Genomic DNA, 15,914 nt, shown 5'->3' with positions numbered 1-15,914 from the left:
ACAGCCCTGCAAACGGCCCCAGGAGGCACCTGGTGACACCGGAACTACTCGCTACCCTCACCCTATTCACAGCGTCCGGCGTCTATGCGCTGGCGTGCTGGCTCTACCCGTTCGGTAAATGCCGCACCTGCAAAGGAACCGGCACCCGCCAAACCCTGATCCGCAAGAAGTTCAAGCCCTGCCGCTCGTGCAGCGCCTCCGGTCTCAAGCTGCGCTACGGGCGGCGGCTGTTCAACTACGGCCGCAAGGTGGTGAAAGGCCAATGAACGCCTGGCGCTGCCCCGACTGGTGCGCATCAGATCACCAGTGCACCGCTAGAACCGGCTCACCGGCAGGAGTCCACGCCTCTGATCCGATGCGGTGGAACACGGCCTACGGCTCCCTCGTAGCCGTCCGGTATCAGAACCTCAACGGCCGCAACTGGATTGAGCTACGCGCAACCGCATCGCTCAACCAGACCGGCGCCAACACCCAGGAGCAAGCCTCACAGCTCGCCATCCACGTTGACCTAGCCATTCGCCGAATCGCGTTGCCGCCACTGAAGAGACCGGCCCCGGCCGTCACGAAAGGACCGCACTAGTGAACACGCCTGCTCTGCTGGCGCCCGGTCGTTCAGCTCGGCACCACACGCACCTGTCACCGCTGGGCGACGATGCCCGGAAATTGGGACCGGCTCAACACCCGCGCGCTCTACCCCTCGCGGAATCGTTGGGGTATCCCTGATCTGCCGCCACCTACTACATTCCGAGGCGGCTGGTGGCCCGGCAAGGGTGCGCGCCCATCACGGGAAGCGCACCCATCAGGTATGGCGGGGGCTAATGCGATCCTTGAGCCACCCCCCACCAAATGCCGACGGCGTAGGCGACTGCGGCAAGCGCATGGACGATCACCGCTATAGCCACGATCATGGCGAGCTTGCCCTGCCCGCCCGGTTCGGCAGGCGGTTCCGGCTGAACGGGAGTTGGGTTTACCATTGCATTGTCCTTACTGCTAAAAGGGACAATCGGGCGGGCAGCCGACCAATGGCTAGCCCGCCCACCGCTGGGCTAATCCACTGCCCGGCGACGTTTGAACCGCACCTGAAAAGCGGTGCCCGGCGCGAATAGTGCGAGGCCCAGCACGTAACGCACCTGCCCAAGCCACGACGCACCCGCTTCCCGGCAGCAGCACAGCTCGGCGCGCCACTCTTCCTGGTAGCGCCGACGCTCACCGTGCGGAAAGATCATGCAGATTGCGTTAATCCAGGTGTCGATCGCGGCCACCTGCCGCCGCCATGACACGGTCAAAGTAGAGCTCGGCAAACTGAACAAGATCTTGTGGTCCGCGAAGGATTCATCATCGGCACTGATGAAAAGGTTGAGTTCGTCATCGAAGAACGTTGCTTTCCCTGAAAAACTCGATTGTGGGTCCTGTTCCCGGTACGTGGAAATAGTGCGTACGAGGTGCTCGATTTGGTCAGTCCTGAGGCCGGTCTTCGAACACACAGAGCGGAAGTTGGCGGTGTCAAGGTCCACACCAGGTATTGAACGGAATTCGATCATTATCACGGGCTCGCCGCCTACATGCCGTCGGGAATGGGGACCACACCACCGAAGTGGCCACTTCCAGCGGCGCGGCGACGTATGTTGTCGGCTGCCGCAAGCGTCACGCGGGCGTACTCGGCCCCGTCCGGCGTGAACCGGTAGTACCGTCGGCGCGGTCGTGTTTGAGGCGCGGCATCAGCATCGAGATCCTCCCAATAGCTCTCCAGGATCCCGGCCTTCTCCCAGCGGGCAAGGATCGGGTGGACCGTCCCTGATGGCAGCCCAGACTGCCGTCCGAGCTCAAAACCATGAAGGCCTTCACCGAGGTCACTGCTCAGCAGTGCCCTGAAGATGCGCTCAGTCTGCTCAGTCATTCGTGGCATCGCCACCACGCTCACCACCCTAGGTAGAGATTTACTCGCTAGGTAGCGAACCATTGCTTAGGGTGTCGTGTCAAATCACGCCATCACGTCGCGCCCGATCAGGGCACCAGTTTGGACTGGCAAGGATGGCAATCGATGCATCCGTCTCAATCGGAGGGCAGTGGATGCGGAGCCCTTGGGTCGCAATCAAGGGCGAAGCGCCGATAGCCGCGATCCCCTCTAGCCGCCCAAACCGCAATAACCACAACACATTTCAGCTCCAGCTGGTGCGCGCCTGTTCCGTTTGCGGCGCGCACCAGCTGCGTCCCGGACCACTCAGAGCATGAAAGGACACCTTCGGTGAACTCATCATTGCAAGCGGCTGCGCTTCGCTACGCCGCGCGAGGCTGGCACGTCTTTCCGGTCGCCGTCAACGGAAAGATCGCGGCGATAAAGGAATGGGAGCAGCGGGCCACCACGGATCCAGACCGGATCACCCGCTGCTGGGCGCAGGCCCCCTACAACATCGGGATCGCCTGCGGCCCATCGGATCTGGTCGTGATCGACCTGGACCGGCCCAAGCTCGGCCAGCAACCGCCCGCCGAGTGGCAAATCAGCGGCGTAAACGACGGTTTCGACGCCTTCGCGTTCTTGTGTGAGCGGGAAGACCAGCCACTTCCCGTGCTCACCCACACCGTGATTACCGGTAGGAAAGGTACCCACCTGTACTTCACCCACCCTGCCGGGGAACAGCTGCGCAACACCTCCGGTACCAGCGGGCGCGGGCTGGGCTGGCTAATCGACACCCGCGCGCACGGCGGTTACGTACTCGGCGCTGGCAGCGTCGTCAATGGACGCACCTACCAGACCTTGCACGAGGAAGAGCAGCTGCTCACGTTGCCCGGCTGGCTGGCCGAGCGGCTCACACCCGCCCCACTACCTGAGCCCAAGCAAGTCACGGTGGCGCCAGTGGCAGACCGGCGCGGCCGGTACCTCAACGCAGCAGTTGCGAGCCAAGTCGAATCGGTCGAGCAGGCTGGAAGCGGTGAGAAGAACATCAAGCTGTTTGCCTCCGCTGTTGCGCTCGGGCAGCTCGTTGCGGGCGGATCGTTGCAAGAGCACGAGGTGATAAGTCTGCTGACGCAGGCCGCCTTCCGCGCCTACGGGGCAAACAGATTTCCTGCCCGCGAGGTGTCCCGCACGATCGCCTCCGGACTCAAGACCGGCGCCAAGCGGCCCCGGATGGTGAGCGCATGACGGGCCAAGTGCGTCACCTGGCGGTTGTGTCCGATCAGGACGTCCCGACGTGGGAAGCACCAGTGCCGTTCGGCCGCGCCGAGCAAGCACCGCCAGTGTTCCCGCTTGACGTGCTTCCCCAATGGGCTGCGGCAATGGTCGAAGGGGTCGCCGTTGGCACCCAGACGTGCCCGTCGATGGGCGCGGGGGTGCTGCTCGCGGTGCTGTCCACTTGTGCTGGGGGTCGTATCGAGGTCGAGGCACGGCCAGGCTGGCGCGAGCCGGTCAATGCCTACATCGCCGTTATCGCCGATCCTGGCGAGCGGAAAACGCCTGTCCACAGTGCTTTCGTTGGACCGTTGTACGCGACGGAGCGTGTGATGGCCGATCAGGTAAGGCCGCTCATTGAGCAGCAGGCGGCGCTTAAGGATATCGCTGAGCGCACCGCCGAACAGGCTCGCGCGACCGCTGCGAAAGCAGATGGTTCCCGGCGCGACGAGCTGACTGCCGAAGCGGTCGCCGCTGTCCTGTCTGCTGAGGCGATCACCGTTCCGACGCTGCCCCGGCTGATCGCAGACGATCTGACCCCGGAGCGGCTAATCGGTTTGATGGCGGCCAACGGTGGCCGCATGGCCCTGATTTCCGACGAGGGTGGCATTTTCGATGTGCTCGGCGGGCGGTTCGGCAGCAGTCCCAATCTGGACCCGTATCTGAAGGGCTACAACGGTCGGCCGATCACCGTTGACCGGCAGAGCCGCCAGGGCGAATCGGTGGAGCGTCCGGCATTGACAGTCGGAGTAATGGCCCAGCCGTCAGTGCTGCGCAAGTTCGGCTCTAATGCTGAGCTGTTCGGGCGCGGGCTTCCAGCGCGGTTCTGGTTCATCGTGCCGCGCAGCCTCGCCGGATGGCGCAGACAGGACGCGCCACCGGTACCCGGCGCGGTCATGGCCGGTTATGAGCTGACCGTTCAGCAGCTCGCCGCAACGCTGGCCGAATGGGAAGACCCAGCAGTGGTCACTCTGCTGCCCGACGCCGAACGGGTGCGGGTGGAAGCCGCAGAGGAACTGGAAATGGAGCTCCGGCCTGGCGGGGACCTCTACGAGATGCGTGAGTGGGCAAACAAGCTCGGCGGCTCGATGCTGCGCATCGCTGGGCTGCTGCATGTAGCTCACCACCCTGCCGACGCATGGAGGCGGCCAATCGATGCCGCGACCATGACCGGTGCGGTGAAGGTCATCGGGTGGCTCATTGCCCACTACCGCGCAGCGCTGGGCATCGTCCATGGCGATCCTGCTGCTACCACGGCGCTGCATGTGCTCGACACGCTCATCAACAAAGGCATGGGGCGGTTCACTCGCCGCGAGATCCACAGACGGGTCCAGCGGCAACTCCCGCGAGTCGAACAGGTCCAGGCGGTACTCGCGATGCTCGCCGCTCACGGCTGGGTCCGCTCGACCGTGCTCGGTGACTACGAACTGCATCCCGACGCCGCTGCCTACCGCGCGGCAGGCACCCGATGACTGTCACCGCTTGTCACCGCGCTGCGGTGACAACATCAAATCCCCTTCTAGCTGCGGATAAGGAGATCAAGAAGAGGGATTGTCACCGTGTCACCGCTGTCACCGGTCCTTCGAGGCCACCGACCCGGCTGGCCGTCCTATCCCGACAGTCCAAACCAGACCCTGACCCAACCTGGATACGTCAGAGATCTTGGCTCAAAAGCGCTCTCAGGCGGTTTCTGAAGCTCATGTACGTCGTTCAGACCGCTCCGGCACGGAATGCGACCCCAGGCCGGAGCGACCCCTTCACACCCCTAGATGACGGGAGTAACGCAATCATGACAGCCCCGACGATCGCCCGGAATCGCCCTGCGGAGGGAAAGCAGAAGCAGATCTACCTCACCGTGCCCGAGGTCTGTGCCGAGCTGGACATCACCCGGAGCACCTTCTATGACTGGCGCGCGAAGCGGACCGGGCCGCCGTGCGTGAAGTTGCCCAACGGATCGATCCGGATTCGGCGAGCCGCGTTTGACGCCTGGATCAACAGCAGGGAGGAGAGCTGGTGAAGCCAGCAAACAAGCCCACGATCACCTCATCGAGCCTTGACCTCACCCACAAGGTGAAGATCTGGAAAATCCAGACGCGAAAGGGCAAGCGCCGCGACACCTACCGCGTGCGCTGGGAGACAGCAGGGGTGGAGCAGTGGGAGACCTTCCACGGGTGGTCTCTTGCGGACTCTTTCCGAGCGGAGCTGATCCGGCACGCACGCGCCGGGGAAGCCTTTGACATCGGCTGCGGGCTGCCGGTGCCGATGATCCGTAATGGATCTGGCCGGAGCTGGTACGAGCACCTGTGCCAATTCATGGACGCGAAGTGGAACGCGCTCGCACCCAACTCGCGGAGATCGCTGGCCGACGCGATGGCCTCGACCATCGAGCCGCACCTCACTGGGACGGCCACCGGCCGTCCCTCGGTGGCTGAGGTGCGCCAGGCGGTCTATCTGTGGGTGGCCAACAGCTCGCGGCGAAAGGGCGATGCTGCCCCGCCAGCTGAACTGCTCACGACGGTCCGATGGCTGGAACAACACACGGTTGGGCTCGACATCTACCGTGACCGGCAGACGGGTCCGGATCTCGCACGCCGCGCGCACGAAGCGCTCGCGACCCTAGTGAACGGCGAGAGGGCGAGCGCGAACACGGTAGGCAGGCGGCGTGCGGCGTACTACAACGTGCTGGAATACGCCGTGGAGTCCGGCCAGCTCGACTTCAACCCCGTCAGCCTGATCAAGTGGAAGCTGCCCAAGGCCCGCACCGCGATCGATCCGACGTCGGTCATCAGCCTTGAGTTGGGGCTGCGACTGCTAGGTGAGTTGGCCAGGATGAGCGGCATGGGCAGGCGGCTCGTCGCCTTCTTCGGGCTCATGATGTTCGCCGCGCTCCGGCCCGCCGAGGTCATCGGACTACGGGCATCCAACATCATCAGACTTCCCGATGACGGGTGGGGATCGCTGAGGCTGCGGCGATCCACACCGACAGTCGGGACGGATTGGACCGACAGCGGTGCGGCGCGTGAGGATCGCTCGCTCAAACACAGGGCGGTTGAGGAAACGCGGCTCGTGCCGCTACACCCGATCCTGGTCCAGCTGCTCAAGCAGCATCTGCAAGAGTTCGGCCACGGCGCAGACGGTCATGTCTTCGTCGGGCCGCGAGGCGGGATCGTGCACACCACTGTTTACCTGGAGGTGTGGCACATCGTCCGGCAGGCCGTTCTTACCCCGGAGCAGCTGGCCGAGGGAGTGTGCGAGCGCCCGTACGATCTGCGGCACTTCGCGCTGTCGTACTGGTTGCGAGCGGGTGTATCAGTGGTGCAAGCGGCGCTCTGGGCGGGCAACTCTGCGGCAGTCATTTGGGCCATCTACGCGAAGGTGATGCTCGGCGAGGAAGCCGAAGCTCAAGTGTCCGTGGCCGAGCGTGTGGACAAAGACTTGGCAGCTCTTGGCCTGTCTCCGGCCAAGTTTTTATTCTCGGCCACAAATAGGCCGCAGATACCCGTGGATGACCCGGCAATGCCAGGCACAGCCGGACAGCTCTGACGAACGAAGCCGGGTCCTGGACGGTTCCAGGACCCGGCTTCACCTGCTGTTATGGCAGGTCCACCAGCAGAGGGTGAGGGATTCGAACCCCCGAGAGGCTTGCACCTCTAGTGGTTTTCAAGACCACCGCCATCGGCCACTAGGCGAACCCTCCAGGCGTCTGGAAATACTACCGTGTCCCTGTGCGAGCGATACGAATCCCCACTCCCGGTGCGCTTGAGTACGCCGAAGTTCCTGATCCCGTGCCCACTGAGGGCGAAGTCCTGGTGAACGTCGTGGCCACGGCGGTCAACCGGGCCGATCTATTGCAGGTGGCCGGGTTTTACCCACCTCCGCCTGGCGCGCCTGAATATCCAGGGCTCGAGTGCTCGGGCGTCACCACCGAGGGCGAAGAGGTCTGTGCCTTGCTCGCAGGCGGTGGCTACGCGGAGAAAGTCGCTGTGCCCCGGACACATCTGCTGCCGATCCCCAAAGGTGTCACGCTGGCGCAAGCGGCGGCATTGCCCGAGGTCGCGTGCACGGTCTGGTCCAACGTGACCATGGTCGCGGGGCTGAAGGCGGGCGAGACGATCCTCATCCACGGTGGCGGCAGCGGGATCGGGACGTTCGCGATCCAGTACGCCAAAGCTTTGAAGGCGCAGGTCATCACGACCGCCCGCGCGAGCAAGCACGAAGCGCTGCGCGAGCTTGGCGCCGACGAGTGCCTCGACTACACCACCGAGGACTTCAGCACGGTCAAGGCCGACGTCGTGCTCGACATCATGGGCGGCTCATACCTCGAGCGCAACATCAAGGCGCTCAAGACCAACGGCCGCCTCGTGATCATCGGGCTGCAGGGCGGCCGCAAAGCCGAACTCGATCTCGGCGCGTTGCTGGCCAAGAGAGCCATGGTCGCCGGCACCACGCTTCGCTCACGGCCGTCCTCCGAAAAAGATCAAATCATTCAGGGGGTACGCCGTGAGCTGTGGCCCTTGATCGAAGACGGACTGATCCGGCCCGTTATCGACCGGTCTTTTCCTTTACGGGAGGCTGCTCAGGCGCATCGGCTGGTCGAGGCAAATGCACACGTGGGGAAGGTGCTGCTAACGGTTGTTTGACGGGCCTAAGACGCTCCTTGAAAAGGATCCAGAGCGCTTCGACGCCATCCTTCCACGTGATCTTCTTGCCCTCTTCACGCGTGCGGGCGGTGTAGCTGATCGGCACCTCGTAAGGGCGGATCTTGCGGCGCAGCAGTTTGCCGGTGACCTCGGCTTCCATGCCGAACCCGCGGGACTTGATGCTCAGGGAGCGGTAAAGGTCCAGCGGCATGAGCTTGTAGCACGTCTCAAGATCGCCGATGTAGGAGTTGAACATGACATTGGCGAACAGCGTGACGCCCTTGTTGCCCATGACGTACCAGAAGGAGTAGGCGGCGTGCCCGCCGAAGGTCCGGTTGCCGTAGACGACCGTGGCCTTGCCCTCAAGCACGGGCTCCAGGAGACGCGGAATGTCACGCGGGTCGTATTCGAGGTCGGCGTCGAGGATCACCATGTAGTCCCCGTCGGCGGCTTCGACGGCCGTCTTGATGGCGGCCCCTTTGCCCTTGTTCTTGGGGTGGTGGATGACCCGAAGACGGGCGTCATCCCAGGTGTCGAGGATCTCGGCGGTCCGGTCCTGGCTGCCGTCGTTGACGACGACCAGTTCCATGTCGCATGAATAGGCGACCGCGAGCGATTGTTTGAGTGCCTCGCCTAGCCGGGCCTCTTCGTTGTAGACCGGCATCAAGATCGATAGCTTCACTGCGGGCGTCTCCCTGTGCGGGGCGTGCAAACGTCGGCGCCGAGTCTATTCGCTGCTCAGGTAGATCGCATAAGTTCAGCGCCCGAGAGTGACAACAACGGCGATTCCTACCAAGGCTAGAAGAGTGCCTCCGAGCGCCAGCGTCTGGACTAACGTCCGGTTTTCCTTGGGCGCATAGGCGAGCCCAAGCCCGCATATGGCGCCGGTCACCAAGCCACCGATGTGTCCAGCCACTGAGATGTAGGCACTGAACCAGAACGTCAAAACGAGGTTCAGCACGATCACTGGCAAGATCGCCATCACGTCGCGCCCGAGCTTGCGCAAGATGATCGCGAACGCGGCGAAGAGCCCGAAGATCGCACCCGAAGCGCCGGCCGCCAGCGAGAACGGTGAGAACACGGCAACCGCGACGCTGCCCCCGATGCCGGAGATCATGTAGAGCGCCAGGAACCGGGCCGGGCCGAGAGCCGCCTCAAGCGGACGGCCGATCTGCCAGAGCGCGAACATGTTGACCGCTAGGTGCAGCACGCCGTAGTGCAGGAACATCGACGTCACGAGGCGGTAGTAGGCGCCGCCGTCGAGCCCGTAGTGGATTGGGCCCTCACCGGGCACGGCGCCGACGTAAACCTCACGGGGCTGCCCCGGAATCTCGGTAAACGTCTGTCCCAGCATCGCCGCCCACTCGTGAATAGGCGTCGAGCCGAACAGCGCCTGCTGCGCGTAGAAGATCAACGTCAGCGCGAAGATAGCGACGTTGATGCCGATCAGAATCTTGGTGACGTAGCCCTGCTCACCGATTTGTGAGCCGCCGAAATGAGTTAAGGCGGGCCGCTGGGTCCGCCTTCCTTCGGCTACGCACTCGGGGCACTGGTGCCCGACGGACGCCACGATCATGCAGTCCGGACAGATTGGACGGTCACAACGTGTGCACCGGATCCACGTCTCCCGCCCCGGATGGCGGTAACAGGTCGGAACCGGCTGGCCGTCCGCGGCGGGAGTCGTCATGTTGCGAGATTAGCGCTCGATCTCAATTCGCTCGATAGTGATGGCCTTGCGCGGCCTGTCACCGCCGTCGGTTTCGGCCTTGGCGATCGCGTTGACGACAGCCTCGGACTCCTTGTCGGCGACCTTGCCGAAGATCGTGTGCTTGTGGTTCAGCCATGTGGTGGCGCCCACCGTGATGAAGAACTGGGAGCCATTGGTGCCCGGCCCGGCGTTGGCCATGGCGAGCAGGTAAGGCACGTTGAACTGAAGCTCCGGGTGGAATTCGTCGCCGAATTCGTAACCGGGCCCGCCACGGCCAGTGCCCGTGGGGTCACCGGTCTGGATCATGAAGCCGTCGATCACACGGTGGAAGGGCGTTCCGTCGTAGTACGGGCCCGTGATCGGGGCGCCGTTGCGCGGGTCGGTGGCGCCTTCCTTCGTTCCTTCTGCCAGCTCCGCGAAGTTGCGGACCGTCTTCGGCGCGTGGAAGGGGAACAGCTCCAGGCGGATCGGGCCTTCAGTGGTGTATATGACGGCGTACTTGGCGTCAGCCACAGTCGTCTCCTAGAAGTTGACGGTTTCGTTCAGCCGAATTCTCCCATGTGAGGAGTTTGGCTGATGAGGAGGCATCAAGCAGGGCAGGATGTTTCTGGTGAGGGACACCTCGGGGGTGTCTCCCTTTAGGGCGGGGGGATCATGCTCGGATTCTCGAAAAAGACGCGCGGGGAGCTGATGCGGGCGGAACTCGGCGAAAGCTGGGACCATTTTCTGCAGGCAGCGTCCCATGCAGCGAATGGCGTCGGCTCTTCCATGGGTCCTCGGACGGCGAAGATGCGCGGCGCCGCGTCGCGCGGCTGGGGCACCACCTCGGCAGCGTTCGCACCGCTGGCCGCGGCATACCGGGAAGGTGCTGCTGACGCGATGAAGCTCTCTGCGAAGGCGAAAGCCAAGAGAGCCAAGAAGGGAAGCCAGATGGCAAACAAGAAGATGGGCATGCTTATCGGCCTGCTCGCGGCGGGTGCTGCCGTGGGCGCGGCGGGCGCGCTGGTCATGAAGCGGCGCAAGCAGAAGAACTGGTCTGAGTTCGACCCGAACGTCGCCTTCGAAGGTGGCAGTGGCATCGGTGACGACGCGAAGTCCATTGTGGGCAAAGCGACGTCCAAGATGGACGGTGCCATGGACAAGGCGGCCCATCACACCGGCAAGGTCATGAACAAGGCGGCTGACAAGCTGGAGCAAACGGCTTCGTCGCTGCGTAACTCAGACTTCAAGGCAAAGATGGATGACGCGGCGGAAGCCGCGAACGATGCCACGGACAAGTTCACGGCTTCCAAGCACAACGGACGGTTCTGACGGGCGGGTGGCTCAGAGCCACCCGTTTCGCCTCAGCCCGCGATATACCGCGAATGAAATAGCCACCATCACCGTGATGACGAGTGGATATCCGTATTTCCACTCGAGTTCGGGCATGATGGCGAAGTTCATGCCGTAGACACCGGCGATCGCGGTCCAGACCGCGGCGATAGCGGCCCATGAAGCGATCTTGCGCATGTCGTTGTTTTGATCAACGGTTACCTGCGCGAGCCGCGCCTGCATGATCGAGATCAGCAGATCATCGAAGCTGGTGATCTGCTCCGTCACACGCGCGAGGTGATCCTGCACGTCGCGGAAATACTTGCGCAGCTCTTTGGGGATCTCGGGGGTGTCCGCGATAAGGGTCATCATCGGCCGTGGCAAGGGAAGCACCGCGCGCTTGAACTCCACCAGCTCCCGCTTGAGCTGGTAGATGCGCTGCATCCGGCCGCTGGACTTGGGATTGCGCGCGAACACGGCTTCCTCAAGCACGTCAACGTCAGTGGCGATGCCGTCGGCAGCCAGCATGTAGAGGTCGACCGCCTGGTCCATGACGCCGTAGGCGACCGCCCACGGGCCTTGTTTGAGCAGATCCGGCTTGCGCTCCAAGCGTTCGCGCACGGGACGCAGCCGGCACGCGTCACCATGACGGACCGAAATGACGAAGTCATCGCCGACGAAGAGCATGATCTGCCCGGTGTCGATGACCTCGGAATGTTCCGTCAGTTCCGTGTGCTCGACGTAACGGGCCGTCCGCAAGACAATGAAGTGCAGGTCGCCGAACTGCTCGATTTTCGGGCGCTGGCCCGCGTTGACCACATCTTCCACCGCCAGCTCGTGCAAGCCGAACGCCTCGGCGATGCCTTTCATCTGAGCGTGTGAGGGTGCGTGCAGCCCGAGCCACACGAAGGCTCCACGCTGTTTACGCGCCGCGTTCAGGGCTTCGCGGTAGTCGAGAATCTCTTTGTTCTGGCGAACTCCGTCAAGGTAGAGCGCGCAATCCACGATCGCTTCGTGCTCTAGGACGTGCTGATTAAGCCTTGCCCGCTCTGTTTCCCCGGAAAGCATTCGGCTCATCGCCCGCGCTGGGGCGGAAAGTGCCCGGGTAAGCCGGCCAGGCTCCTCCCTGAAGTTGTCGTCGGCCATGCCCGCCTCCCTTCTGCTCACGCCCGCGTTCGCCGGCACCGGGAGCAAGAGTAAGGGGCGCCGGGCCAACCGTCCGCATTATCGGGGGGATGGGGGTGCGGGTCGGCTTTCCCGGCGCCGCCGAAGGTGAACTGCTCACCTTCGCCGGAACGGCACCCGGGGTGGGGGGTGGGTGGGCGTTCCTTCTTTGGGGGACGGAGGCAAAACTTGAAGCAAGACTTAGGGGCGGGCGTGAATGAGTAAACCGCCCGACGCATTGTGATCCGCGTTGGATGCCCGAAGGAAGGCGGTGGTTCTGTCGGTTTCCTGACAGAACCACCGCCACATAACTGATTAATCCTATTTAGCCACGAACTGCGTCGATGGCTTCGGCGAGCCGCCGCACGCCTTCGTCGACTTCACCAGCGGTCACGGCGCTAAACGCCAGGCGCAGCTCGTGTTCGCCGCCTTCGAGCAGGAAGTCAGAACCCTTCACCACGGCGACGCCACGCTCAGCGGCCGCCGGGGCGAGCTTGTCCACGTGTACGTCGCTGGGCAGCTTGATCCACAGGAAGTAGCCGCCGTCGGGCTCGGTGAACTCGACGCCCGGAATGCGCGCACGCAACGAAGCGGCCAGTAGCGAGGCCCGCTCGCCAAGAGCCGCACTGACCGTCGCGATTGACCGGTCAATGTCGCCGGACGCGCAGAACTCGTAAACGAGACCTTGAGCGACCTGGCCAGCCGAGATGTAGATGTTGGTGGCCTTCTTCGCCATGTCATCGATCTGGTGCTGCGGGCCGATCAGGTAACCGACGCGGACACCAGGGCAGACCGTCTTCGTGAACGAACTGGCGTGGATGACCACGCCACTGTCATCGAGGTTCAGCATCTGGGGCAGCTTCTCGCCCCGGAAGCGGATGTCGACATACGGATCGTCTTCGAAGATCGTGAAGCCGAACTCCTTCGCGAGGCTAATCAGCTCGTGCCGCTTAGCCAGCGAGAGCGTTGACCCACCTGGGTTTTGGTAGTTCGGGATGATGTGCGCGAGCTTGACGCGTACCCCCGAATCGAGGAGGGCCCGAAGCTCAGCCGTATCAATCCCATCCGGCCGCAGTGACACCTGGTGGATGTTGGCCCCACGTTGCTTGAGGCTGAGCAGCGTCCGGTCGTAGGTCGGCTTTTCCACCACGACGTGATCACCGGGCTTGACCAGGTAGTCGAAAAGGAACGCGTCAGCTTGCAGCGACCCATTCGTGATGAGCACCTGGTCGGCATTGACCTCATGCTTGTTGGCGATCCAGTTGCGCAGTGGCGCGTATCCATACGAGTTGCCATAGGCGGTCAGCCCCGCCGGGTCGTTCGCGAACGCCCGGACGGCAGCGGCAGACAGGCCCGGGACATCAACGATGTCCAGGCTCGGGGCACCTCTGGCAAAAGAGATGAGCTGCTCGGCGGTCATGCCGGACAGCGTAACGAACAGGCAATCCTTAGGCGTTGGCAGCGGCGCGCCGGAGTGACCACGCCCGCATGAGATCCCTCACAGAGATGACACCGACGACCTCGTTGTCCTCGATCACGCCTAGGTGCCGGAATCCGCCGCGGGTCATGACGACCGCCGCTTCCTCCAGGCTCCAGTCGGGGTGGGCGTAGACCGCGTCCCACGTGATGTGCTCTTTGCAGGGCTCGACATCGGGATCGGATCCCGCGCCGATGGCATAGAGGATGTCGCGCTCCGTGATGATGCCCGGACCTTCACCGTCCGGGTCGTGCACCAGCGCGCAACCGATCTTGCGCGCGGCCATTAGTTGTGCGGCTTGCCGCAGCGTGTGTTCTGGGCCGATCATCAGGACCGGCTTGCTCATCGCCTCGCGAACTGCCTGGACATTTTGCATAGCCCAATCACCACTCCTTCGGAACGCAACCCCATTGAAACGCACCGTCACGGACATCGTGGACCGAATCGGCAACTCACTACAAGACTTGTTTTATGTGGGTATAGATATTGATTAATTGCCGCGCGCATGCCTCAGGGCTGAAAATGTCGAGGTAACGCTGCCGTGCCACAGCGCTTAGCGCAGGCGCTTGAGCAAAAGCTCCTGGCAGGGCCCGCGCGAGGTCATCAGCGACCCAGCCCGCCGGGCCGATCATTTCCGGGATTCCTCCTTTGTGGGTACCCAACACCGCGCGCCCATTCGCCAAAGACTCGATGACGATGGTGGGGTGAACGTCTTCGGCTTGCGATGGAACGATTACGAACGCGGCCGCCCGGATCGCCGCCCGCACCCCGTCGGCGGCGAGGTTGCCCACGTAAGACACGTGTCGATGGTGCTGAACCAGCTTCTCCAGCGGCCCGCCGCCAGCGACGGTGAGCGTGCCCAGGGCGGGATCCCAAGCATCCAGCAGCTGACGGATGCCCTTGGCCTCTTCGAGCCGCCCCGCGAACAGAGCCCCCGTTCCAGGCGGTGTGGGCGGGCCAGGGTCCTCGGCCGCGTTGGGCTTGACGACGATGCGTTGCGGGGCGATGCCGTAGCGGGTCAGGTGGTCGCGCAGCACGCTCGATGGCGCGATAAACCCTTCCACGGACCGCCACGCGGGCCGGTGCACCGCCAAAGCCGTTGCCATGACAGCACTTTGCGCCCGTGACCCGCGATAGCAGCCGTGCCTGATGGCTGGCGTCGCGAAAGCCTTGCCCACACAGTCGTGGCAGTCGCTGCCCTCGCGGTAGAACAGTCCGTTCACGCACACGTGCCGGTAATTGTGGACGGTCTGCACGACAGGTACGCCGTGACGGTGTGCCGTGTGAATGACGGCTGGCGAGATCAGCGGATACGGATTGTGCAGGTGCAGCACATCGGGCCGGTGTTGCCTGATCAGCCGGGCCAGTTCCCGTTGCGGCGACCAGATCGGCCGCGTGGGCGAGATGAAGGTGATGTCGTCTGAGCTGCGCAGATAGGGAACAACCGTCACGCCAGCCTCAGCGAGCCAGCGCATCTCGTTGCCGACGACCGTGTTCTCGCCTGAGGGCTGGGCAGAGCGATAGAAGTTATGCGCGACGATGACCCGGAGCCCCACGTGCGCCAGAATAGGTGGGTGCCAGAGTTACCCGAGGTAGAAGCGCTGGCGGCGTACTTGCGAGAGCGGGCCGTCGGACAGCAGATCAAGCGCATCGACGTGTCCGCGATCAGTGTCCTGAAAACCTTCAATCCGCCGGTCACTGCCGCTAACGGCAAGCTCCTCACCGGTACCAGCCGATGGGGAAAGTTCTTAGATCTTGAATTGGGCGATGACCTGCACCTGGTGATCCACCTGGCGCGGGCAGGCTGGCTGCACTATCGCGACAACCTCCCGCCCGCACCACTCAAGCCGGGCAAGAGCCCGATCGCGCTGCGGGTGCACCTGAGCGACGGATCAGGCTTTGATCTGACAGAGGCTGGCACGCAAAAGAAACTGGCCGCCTATCTCGTTCGCGACCCCAAGGAAGTCCCGGGCGTGGCACGGCTCGGGCCCGACGCGCTGTCGCTGTCCACGCAGGACCTGGCCGAGCTCCTCAAGGACAAGAACCAGCAGCTCAAGGGGGTTCTGCGCGATCAGCAAATCATGGCGGGCGTGGGGAACGCCTACTCAGATGAGATCCTGCACGCGGCCAAGCTTTCGCCGTTCATGCGTGCCGACAAACTCAACGCTGAGCAGCTGGAACGTTTGCACACCGCGATGGGTGACATCCTCACCGACGCGGTGACCCGCTCGGTCGGCCAGAAGGCCGCGGAACTTAAAGGAGAAAAGCGCGCGGGCATGCGAGTGCACGGGCGTGCGGGCCAGAAATGCCCCGTTTGCGGCGACGTAGTGAGGGAAGTCTCGTTCGCTGATTCGAGCCTGCAATACTGTGCTACTTGCCAGACTGGCGGAAAGCCGCTCGCTGATCGGCGCCTATCGAAGCTGCTTCGCTAGTGTTCAGTGGCAT

Annotated in this window: 19 protein-coding genes and 1 tRNA gene; 9 read left to right on the top strand and 11 right to left on the bottom strand. The window is 63.5% G+C overall.

Annotation, left to right across the window (positions count from 1 at the left end; genetic code table 11):
• Positions 1 to 32: 32 nt before the first annotated feature.
• Positions 33 to 266 (top strand): hypothetical protein, encoded by a 234-nt coding sequence (locus A3E1_RS41340; protein WP_020522838.1) that lies wholly within the window; start codon positions 33 to 35, stop codon positions 264 to 266.
• Positions 267 to 355: 89 nt separating this feature from the next.
• The gene (locus A3E1_RS0121365) at positions 356 to 580 is read left to right on the top strand and encodes a hypothetical protein (RefSeq protein ID WP_020522837.1); all 225 of its coding nucleotides are present in this window, start codon (positions 356 to 358) and stop codon (positions 578 to 580) included.
• 235 nt (positions 581 to 815) lie between these two features.
• Here A3E1_RS0121365 and A3E1_RS47260 read toward each other — a convergent pair whose 3' ends face one another.
• The 3 genes from A3E1_RS47260 to A3E1_RS0121355 form a co-directional block, all read right to left on the bottom strand.
• Positions 816 to 974, bottom strand: coding sequence for a hypothetical protein (locus A3E1_RS47260; protein ID WP_020522836.1), 159 nt, complete (start codon positions 972 to 974; stop codon positions 816 to 818).
• 72 nt (positions 975 to 1,046) lie between these two features.
• Positions 1,047 to 1,514 carry a hypothetical protein gene (locus tag A3E1_RS0121360; RefSeq protein WP_020522835.1) on the bottom strand — a complete coding sequence of 156 codons (468 nt, stop codon included), beginning with the start codon at positions 1,512 to 1,514 and terminating at the stop codon, positions 1,047 to 1,049.
• Between the two features lie 44 nt (positions 1,515 to 1,558).
• Complete coding sequence (locus A3E1_RS0121355; RefSeq protein ID WP_020522834.1) at positions 1,559 to 1,897, bottom strand: PadR family transcriptional regulator; 339 nt, start codon at positions 1,895 to 1,897, stop codon at positions 1,559 to 1,561.
• A 348-nt stretch (positions 1,898 to 2,245) separates the two neighbouring features.
• Here A3E1_RS0121355 and A3E1_RS0121350 point away from each other — a divergent pair, with 348 nt between their 5' ends.
• The 4 genes from A3E1_RS0121350 to A3E1_RS47750 all read left to right on the top strand — a co-directional run bounded on the left by A3E1_RS0121350 (position 2,246) and on the right by A3E1_RS47750 (position 6,712).
• On the top strand, positions 2,246 to 3,142 hold the full coding sequence (locus tag A3E1_RS0121350; RefSeq protein ID WP_020522833.1) for a bifunctional DNA primase/polymerase: 897 nt from the start codon (positions 2,246 to 2,248) through the stop codon (positions 3,140 to 3,142).
• Positions 3,139 to 4,641, top strand: coding sequence for a YfjI family protein (locus tag A3E1_RS0121345; protein WP_020522832.1), 1,503 nt, complete (start codon positions 3,139 to 3,141; stop codon positions 4,639 to 4,641). Before A3E1_RS0121350 ends, A3E1_RS0121345 begins: the two co-directional genes overlap by 4 nt.
• A 317-nt stretch (positions 4,642 to 4,958) precedes the next feature.
• On the top strand, positions 4,959 to 5,186 hold the full coding sequence (locus tag A3E1_RS48840) for a helix-turn-helix transcriptional regulator (RefSeq protein ID WP_051105122.1): 228 nt from the start codon (positions 4,959 to 4,961) through the stop codon (positions 5,184 to 5,186).
• Positions 5,183 to 6,712 (top strand): tyrosine-type recombinase/integrase, encoded by a 1,530-nt coding sequence (locus A3E1_RS47750; protein ID WP_020522830.1) that lies wholly within the window; start codon positions 5,183 to 5,185, stop codon positions 6,710 to 6,712. The genes A3E1_RS48840 and A3E1_RS47750 overlap by 4 nt, the downstream gene beginning before the upstream one ends.
• A 67-nt stretch (positions 6,713 to 6,779) precedes the next feature.
• Here the strand turns inward: A3E1_RS47750 and A3E1_RS0121330 are convergent.
• Positions 6,780 to 6,866: transfer RNA gene (locus A3E1_RS0121330), tRNA-Ser, on the bottom strand.
• A 28-nt stretch (positions 6,867 to 6,894) separates the two neighbouring features.
• Between A3E1_RS0121330 and A3E1_RS0121325 the strand changes: the two genes are divergently transcribed.
• Positions 6,895 to 7,809 carry an NAD(P)H-quinone oxidoreductase gene (locus A3E1_RS0121325; protein WP_026208680.1) on the top strand — a complete coding sequence of 305 codons (915 nt, stop codon included), beginning with the start codon at positions 6,895 to 6,897 and terminating at the stop codon, positions 7,807 to 7,809.
• On the opposite strand, the gene A3E1_RS41330 is transcribed toward A3E1_RS0121325, so the two are convergent.
• The 3 genes from A3E1_RS41330 to A3E1_RS0121310 form a co-directional block, all read right to left on the bottom strand.
• Positions 7,712 to 8,491, bottom strand: a complete 780-nt coding sequence (locus A3E1_RS41330; RefSeq protein ID WP_020522828.1) for a glycosyltransferase family 2 protein — start codon at positions 8,489 to 8,491, stop codon at positions 7,712 to 7,714. The genes A3E1_RS0121325 and A3E1_RS41330 overlap by 98 nt on opposite strands.
• A 75-nt stretch (positions 8,492 to 8,566) precedes the next feature.
• Positions 8,567 to 9,496, bottom strand: coding sequence for a rhomboid family intramembrane serine protease (locus tag A3E1_RS0121315; RefSeq protein WP_026208679.1), 930 nt, complete (start codon positions 9,494 to 9,496; stop codon positions 8,567 to 8,569).
• Between the two features lie 9 nt (positions 9,497 to 9,505).
• A complete protein-coding gene (locus tag A3E1_RS0121310; RefSeq protein ID WP_020522826.1) occupies positions 9,506 to 10,030 on the bottom strand; it encodes a peptidylprolyl isomerase in 525 nt (174 codons plus the stop codon).
• 255 nt (positions 10,031 to 10,285) lie between these two features.
• Here A3E1_RS0121310 and A3E1_RS44950 point away from each other — a divergent pair, with 255 nt between their 5' ends.
• A complete protein-coding gene (locus A3E1_RS44950) occupies positions 10,286 to 10,828 on the top strand; it encodes a hypothetical protein (RefSeq protein WP_157631651.1) in 543 nt (180 codons plus the stop codon).
• A gap of 12 nt (positions 10,829 to 10,840) precedes the next feature.
• On the opposite strand, the gene A3E1_RS0121300 is transcribed toward A3E1_RS44950, so the two are convergent.
• From A3E1_RS0121300 to A3E1_RS0121285, 4 genes are all read right to left on the bottom strand, one after another.
• Entirely contained in the window at positions 10,841 to 11,974 is a 1,134-nt protein-coding gene (locus A3E1_RS0121300; RefSeq protein ID WP_020522824.1) for a magnesium and cobalt transport protein CorA, read from the bottom strand.
• A gap of 343 nt (positions 11,975 to 12,317) precedes the next feature.
• Positions 12,318 to 13,412: an aminotransferase-like domain-containing protein gene (locus tag A3E1_RS0121295; protein WP_020522823.1), complete on the bottom strand. Its 1,095-nt coding sequence runs from the start codon at positions 13,410 to 13,412 to the stop codon at positions 12,318 to 12,320.
• Positions 13,413 to 13,440: 28 nt separating this feature from the next.
• Positions 13,441 to 13,845 (bottom strand): CBS domain-containing protein, encoded by a 405-nt coding sequence (locus A3E1_RS0121290; protein WP_020522822.1) that lies wholly within the window; start codon positions 13,843 to 13,845, stop codon positions 13,441 to 13,443.
• A gap of 79 nt (positions 13,846 to 13,924) precedes the next feature.
• Positions 13,925 to 15,025: a glycosyltransferase family 4 protein gene (locus tag A3E1_RS0121285; RefSeq protein ID WP_020522821.1), complete on the bottom strand. Its 1,101-nt coding sequence runs from the start codon at positions 15,023 to 15,025 to the stop codon at positions 13,925 to 13,927.
• 18 nt (positions 15,026 to 15,043) lie between these two features.
• On the opposite strand from A3E1_RS0121285, the gene A3E1_RS0121280 reads away from it, so the two are divergent.
• Positions 15,044 to 15,901, top strand: a complete 858-nt coding sequence (locus tag A3E1_RS0121280) for an Fpg/Nei family DNA glycosylase (RefSeq protein WP_020522820.1) — start codon at positions 15,044 to 15,046, stop codon at positions 15,899 to 15,901.
• The last annotated feature ends 13 nt before the right edge of the window (positions 15,902 to 15,914 follow it).

Source organism: Catelliglobosispora koreensis DSM 44566, assembly GCF_000379685.1.
In the GTDB taxonomy this organism is placed as follows: Bacteria; Actinomycetota; Actinomycetes; order Mycobacteriales; family Micromonosporaceae; genus Catelliglobosispora; species Catelliglobosispora koreensis.
The sequence above is the reverse complement of the archived record's forward strand: the minus strand, read 5'-3'. Positions and strand labels throughout refer to the sequence as shown.

Excerpts from the sequence above, each read along its gene's own strand:
- A3E1_RS0121365 (WP_020522837.1), top strand. The coding sequence starts at position 356 with ATGCGGTGGAACACGGCCTACGGCTCCCTCGTAGCCGTCCGGTATCAG.
- A3E1_RS47260 (WP_020522836.1), bottom strand. The coding sequence starts at position 974 with ATGGTAAACCCAACTCCCGTTCAGCCGGAACCGCCTGCCGAACCGGGC.
- A3E1_RS0121355 (WP_020522834.1), bottom strand. The coding sequence starts at position 1,897 with ATGACTGAGCAGACTGAGCGCATCTTCAGGGCACTGCTGAGCAGTGAC.
- A3E1_RS0121345 (WP_020522832.1), top strand. The coding sequence starts at position 3,139 with ATGACGGGCCAAGTGCGTCACCTGGCGGTTGTGTCCGATCAGGACGTC.
- A3E1_RS48840 (WP_051105122.1), top strand. The coding sequence starts at position 4,959 with ATGACAGCCCCGACGATCGCCCGGAATCGCCCTGCGGAGGGAAAGCAG.
- A3E1_RS0121315 (WP_026208679.1), bottom strand. The coding sequence starts at position 9,496 with ATGACGACTCCCGCCGCGGACGGCCAGCCGGTTCCGACCTGTTACCGC.
- A3E1_RS44950 (WP_157631651.1), top strand. The coding sequence starts at position 10,286 with ATGGGTCCTCGGACGGCGAAGATGCGCGGCGCCGCGTCGCGCGGCTGG.
- A3E1_RS0121300 (WP_020522824.1), bottom strand. The coding sequence starts at position 11,974 with ATGGCCGACGACAACTTCAGGGAGGAGCCTGGCCGGCTTACCCGGGCA.
- A3E1_RS0121295 (WP_020522823.1), bottom strand. The coding sequence starts at position 13,412 with ATGACCGCCGAGCAGCTCATCTCTTTTGCCAGAGGTGCCCCGAGCCTG.
- A3E1_RS0121290 (WP_020522822.1), bottom strand. The coding sequence starts at position 13,845 with ATGCAAAATGTCCAGGCAGTTCGCGAGGCGATGAGCAAGCCGGTCCTG.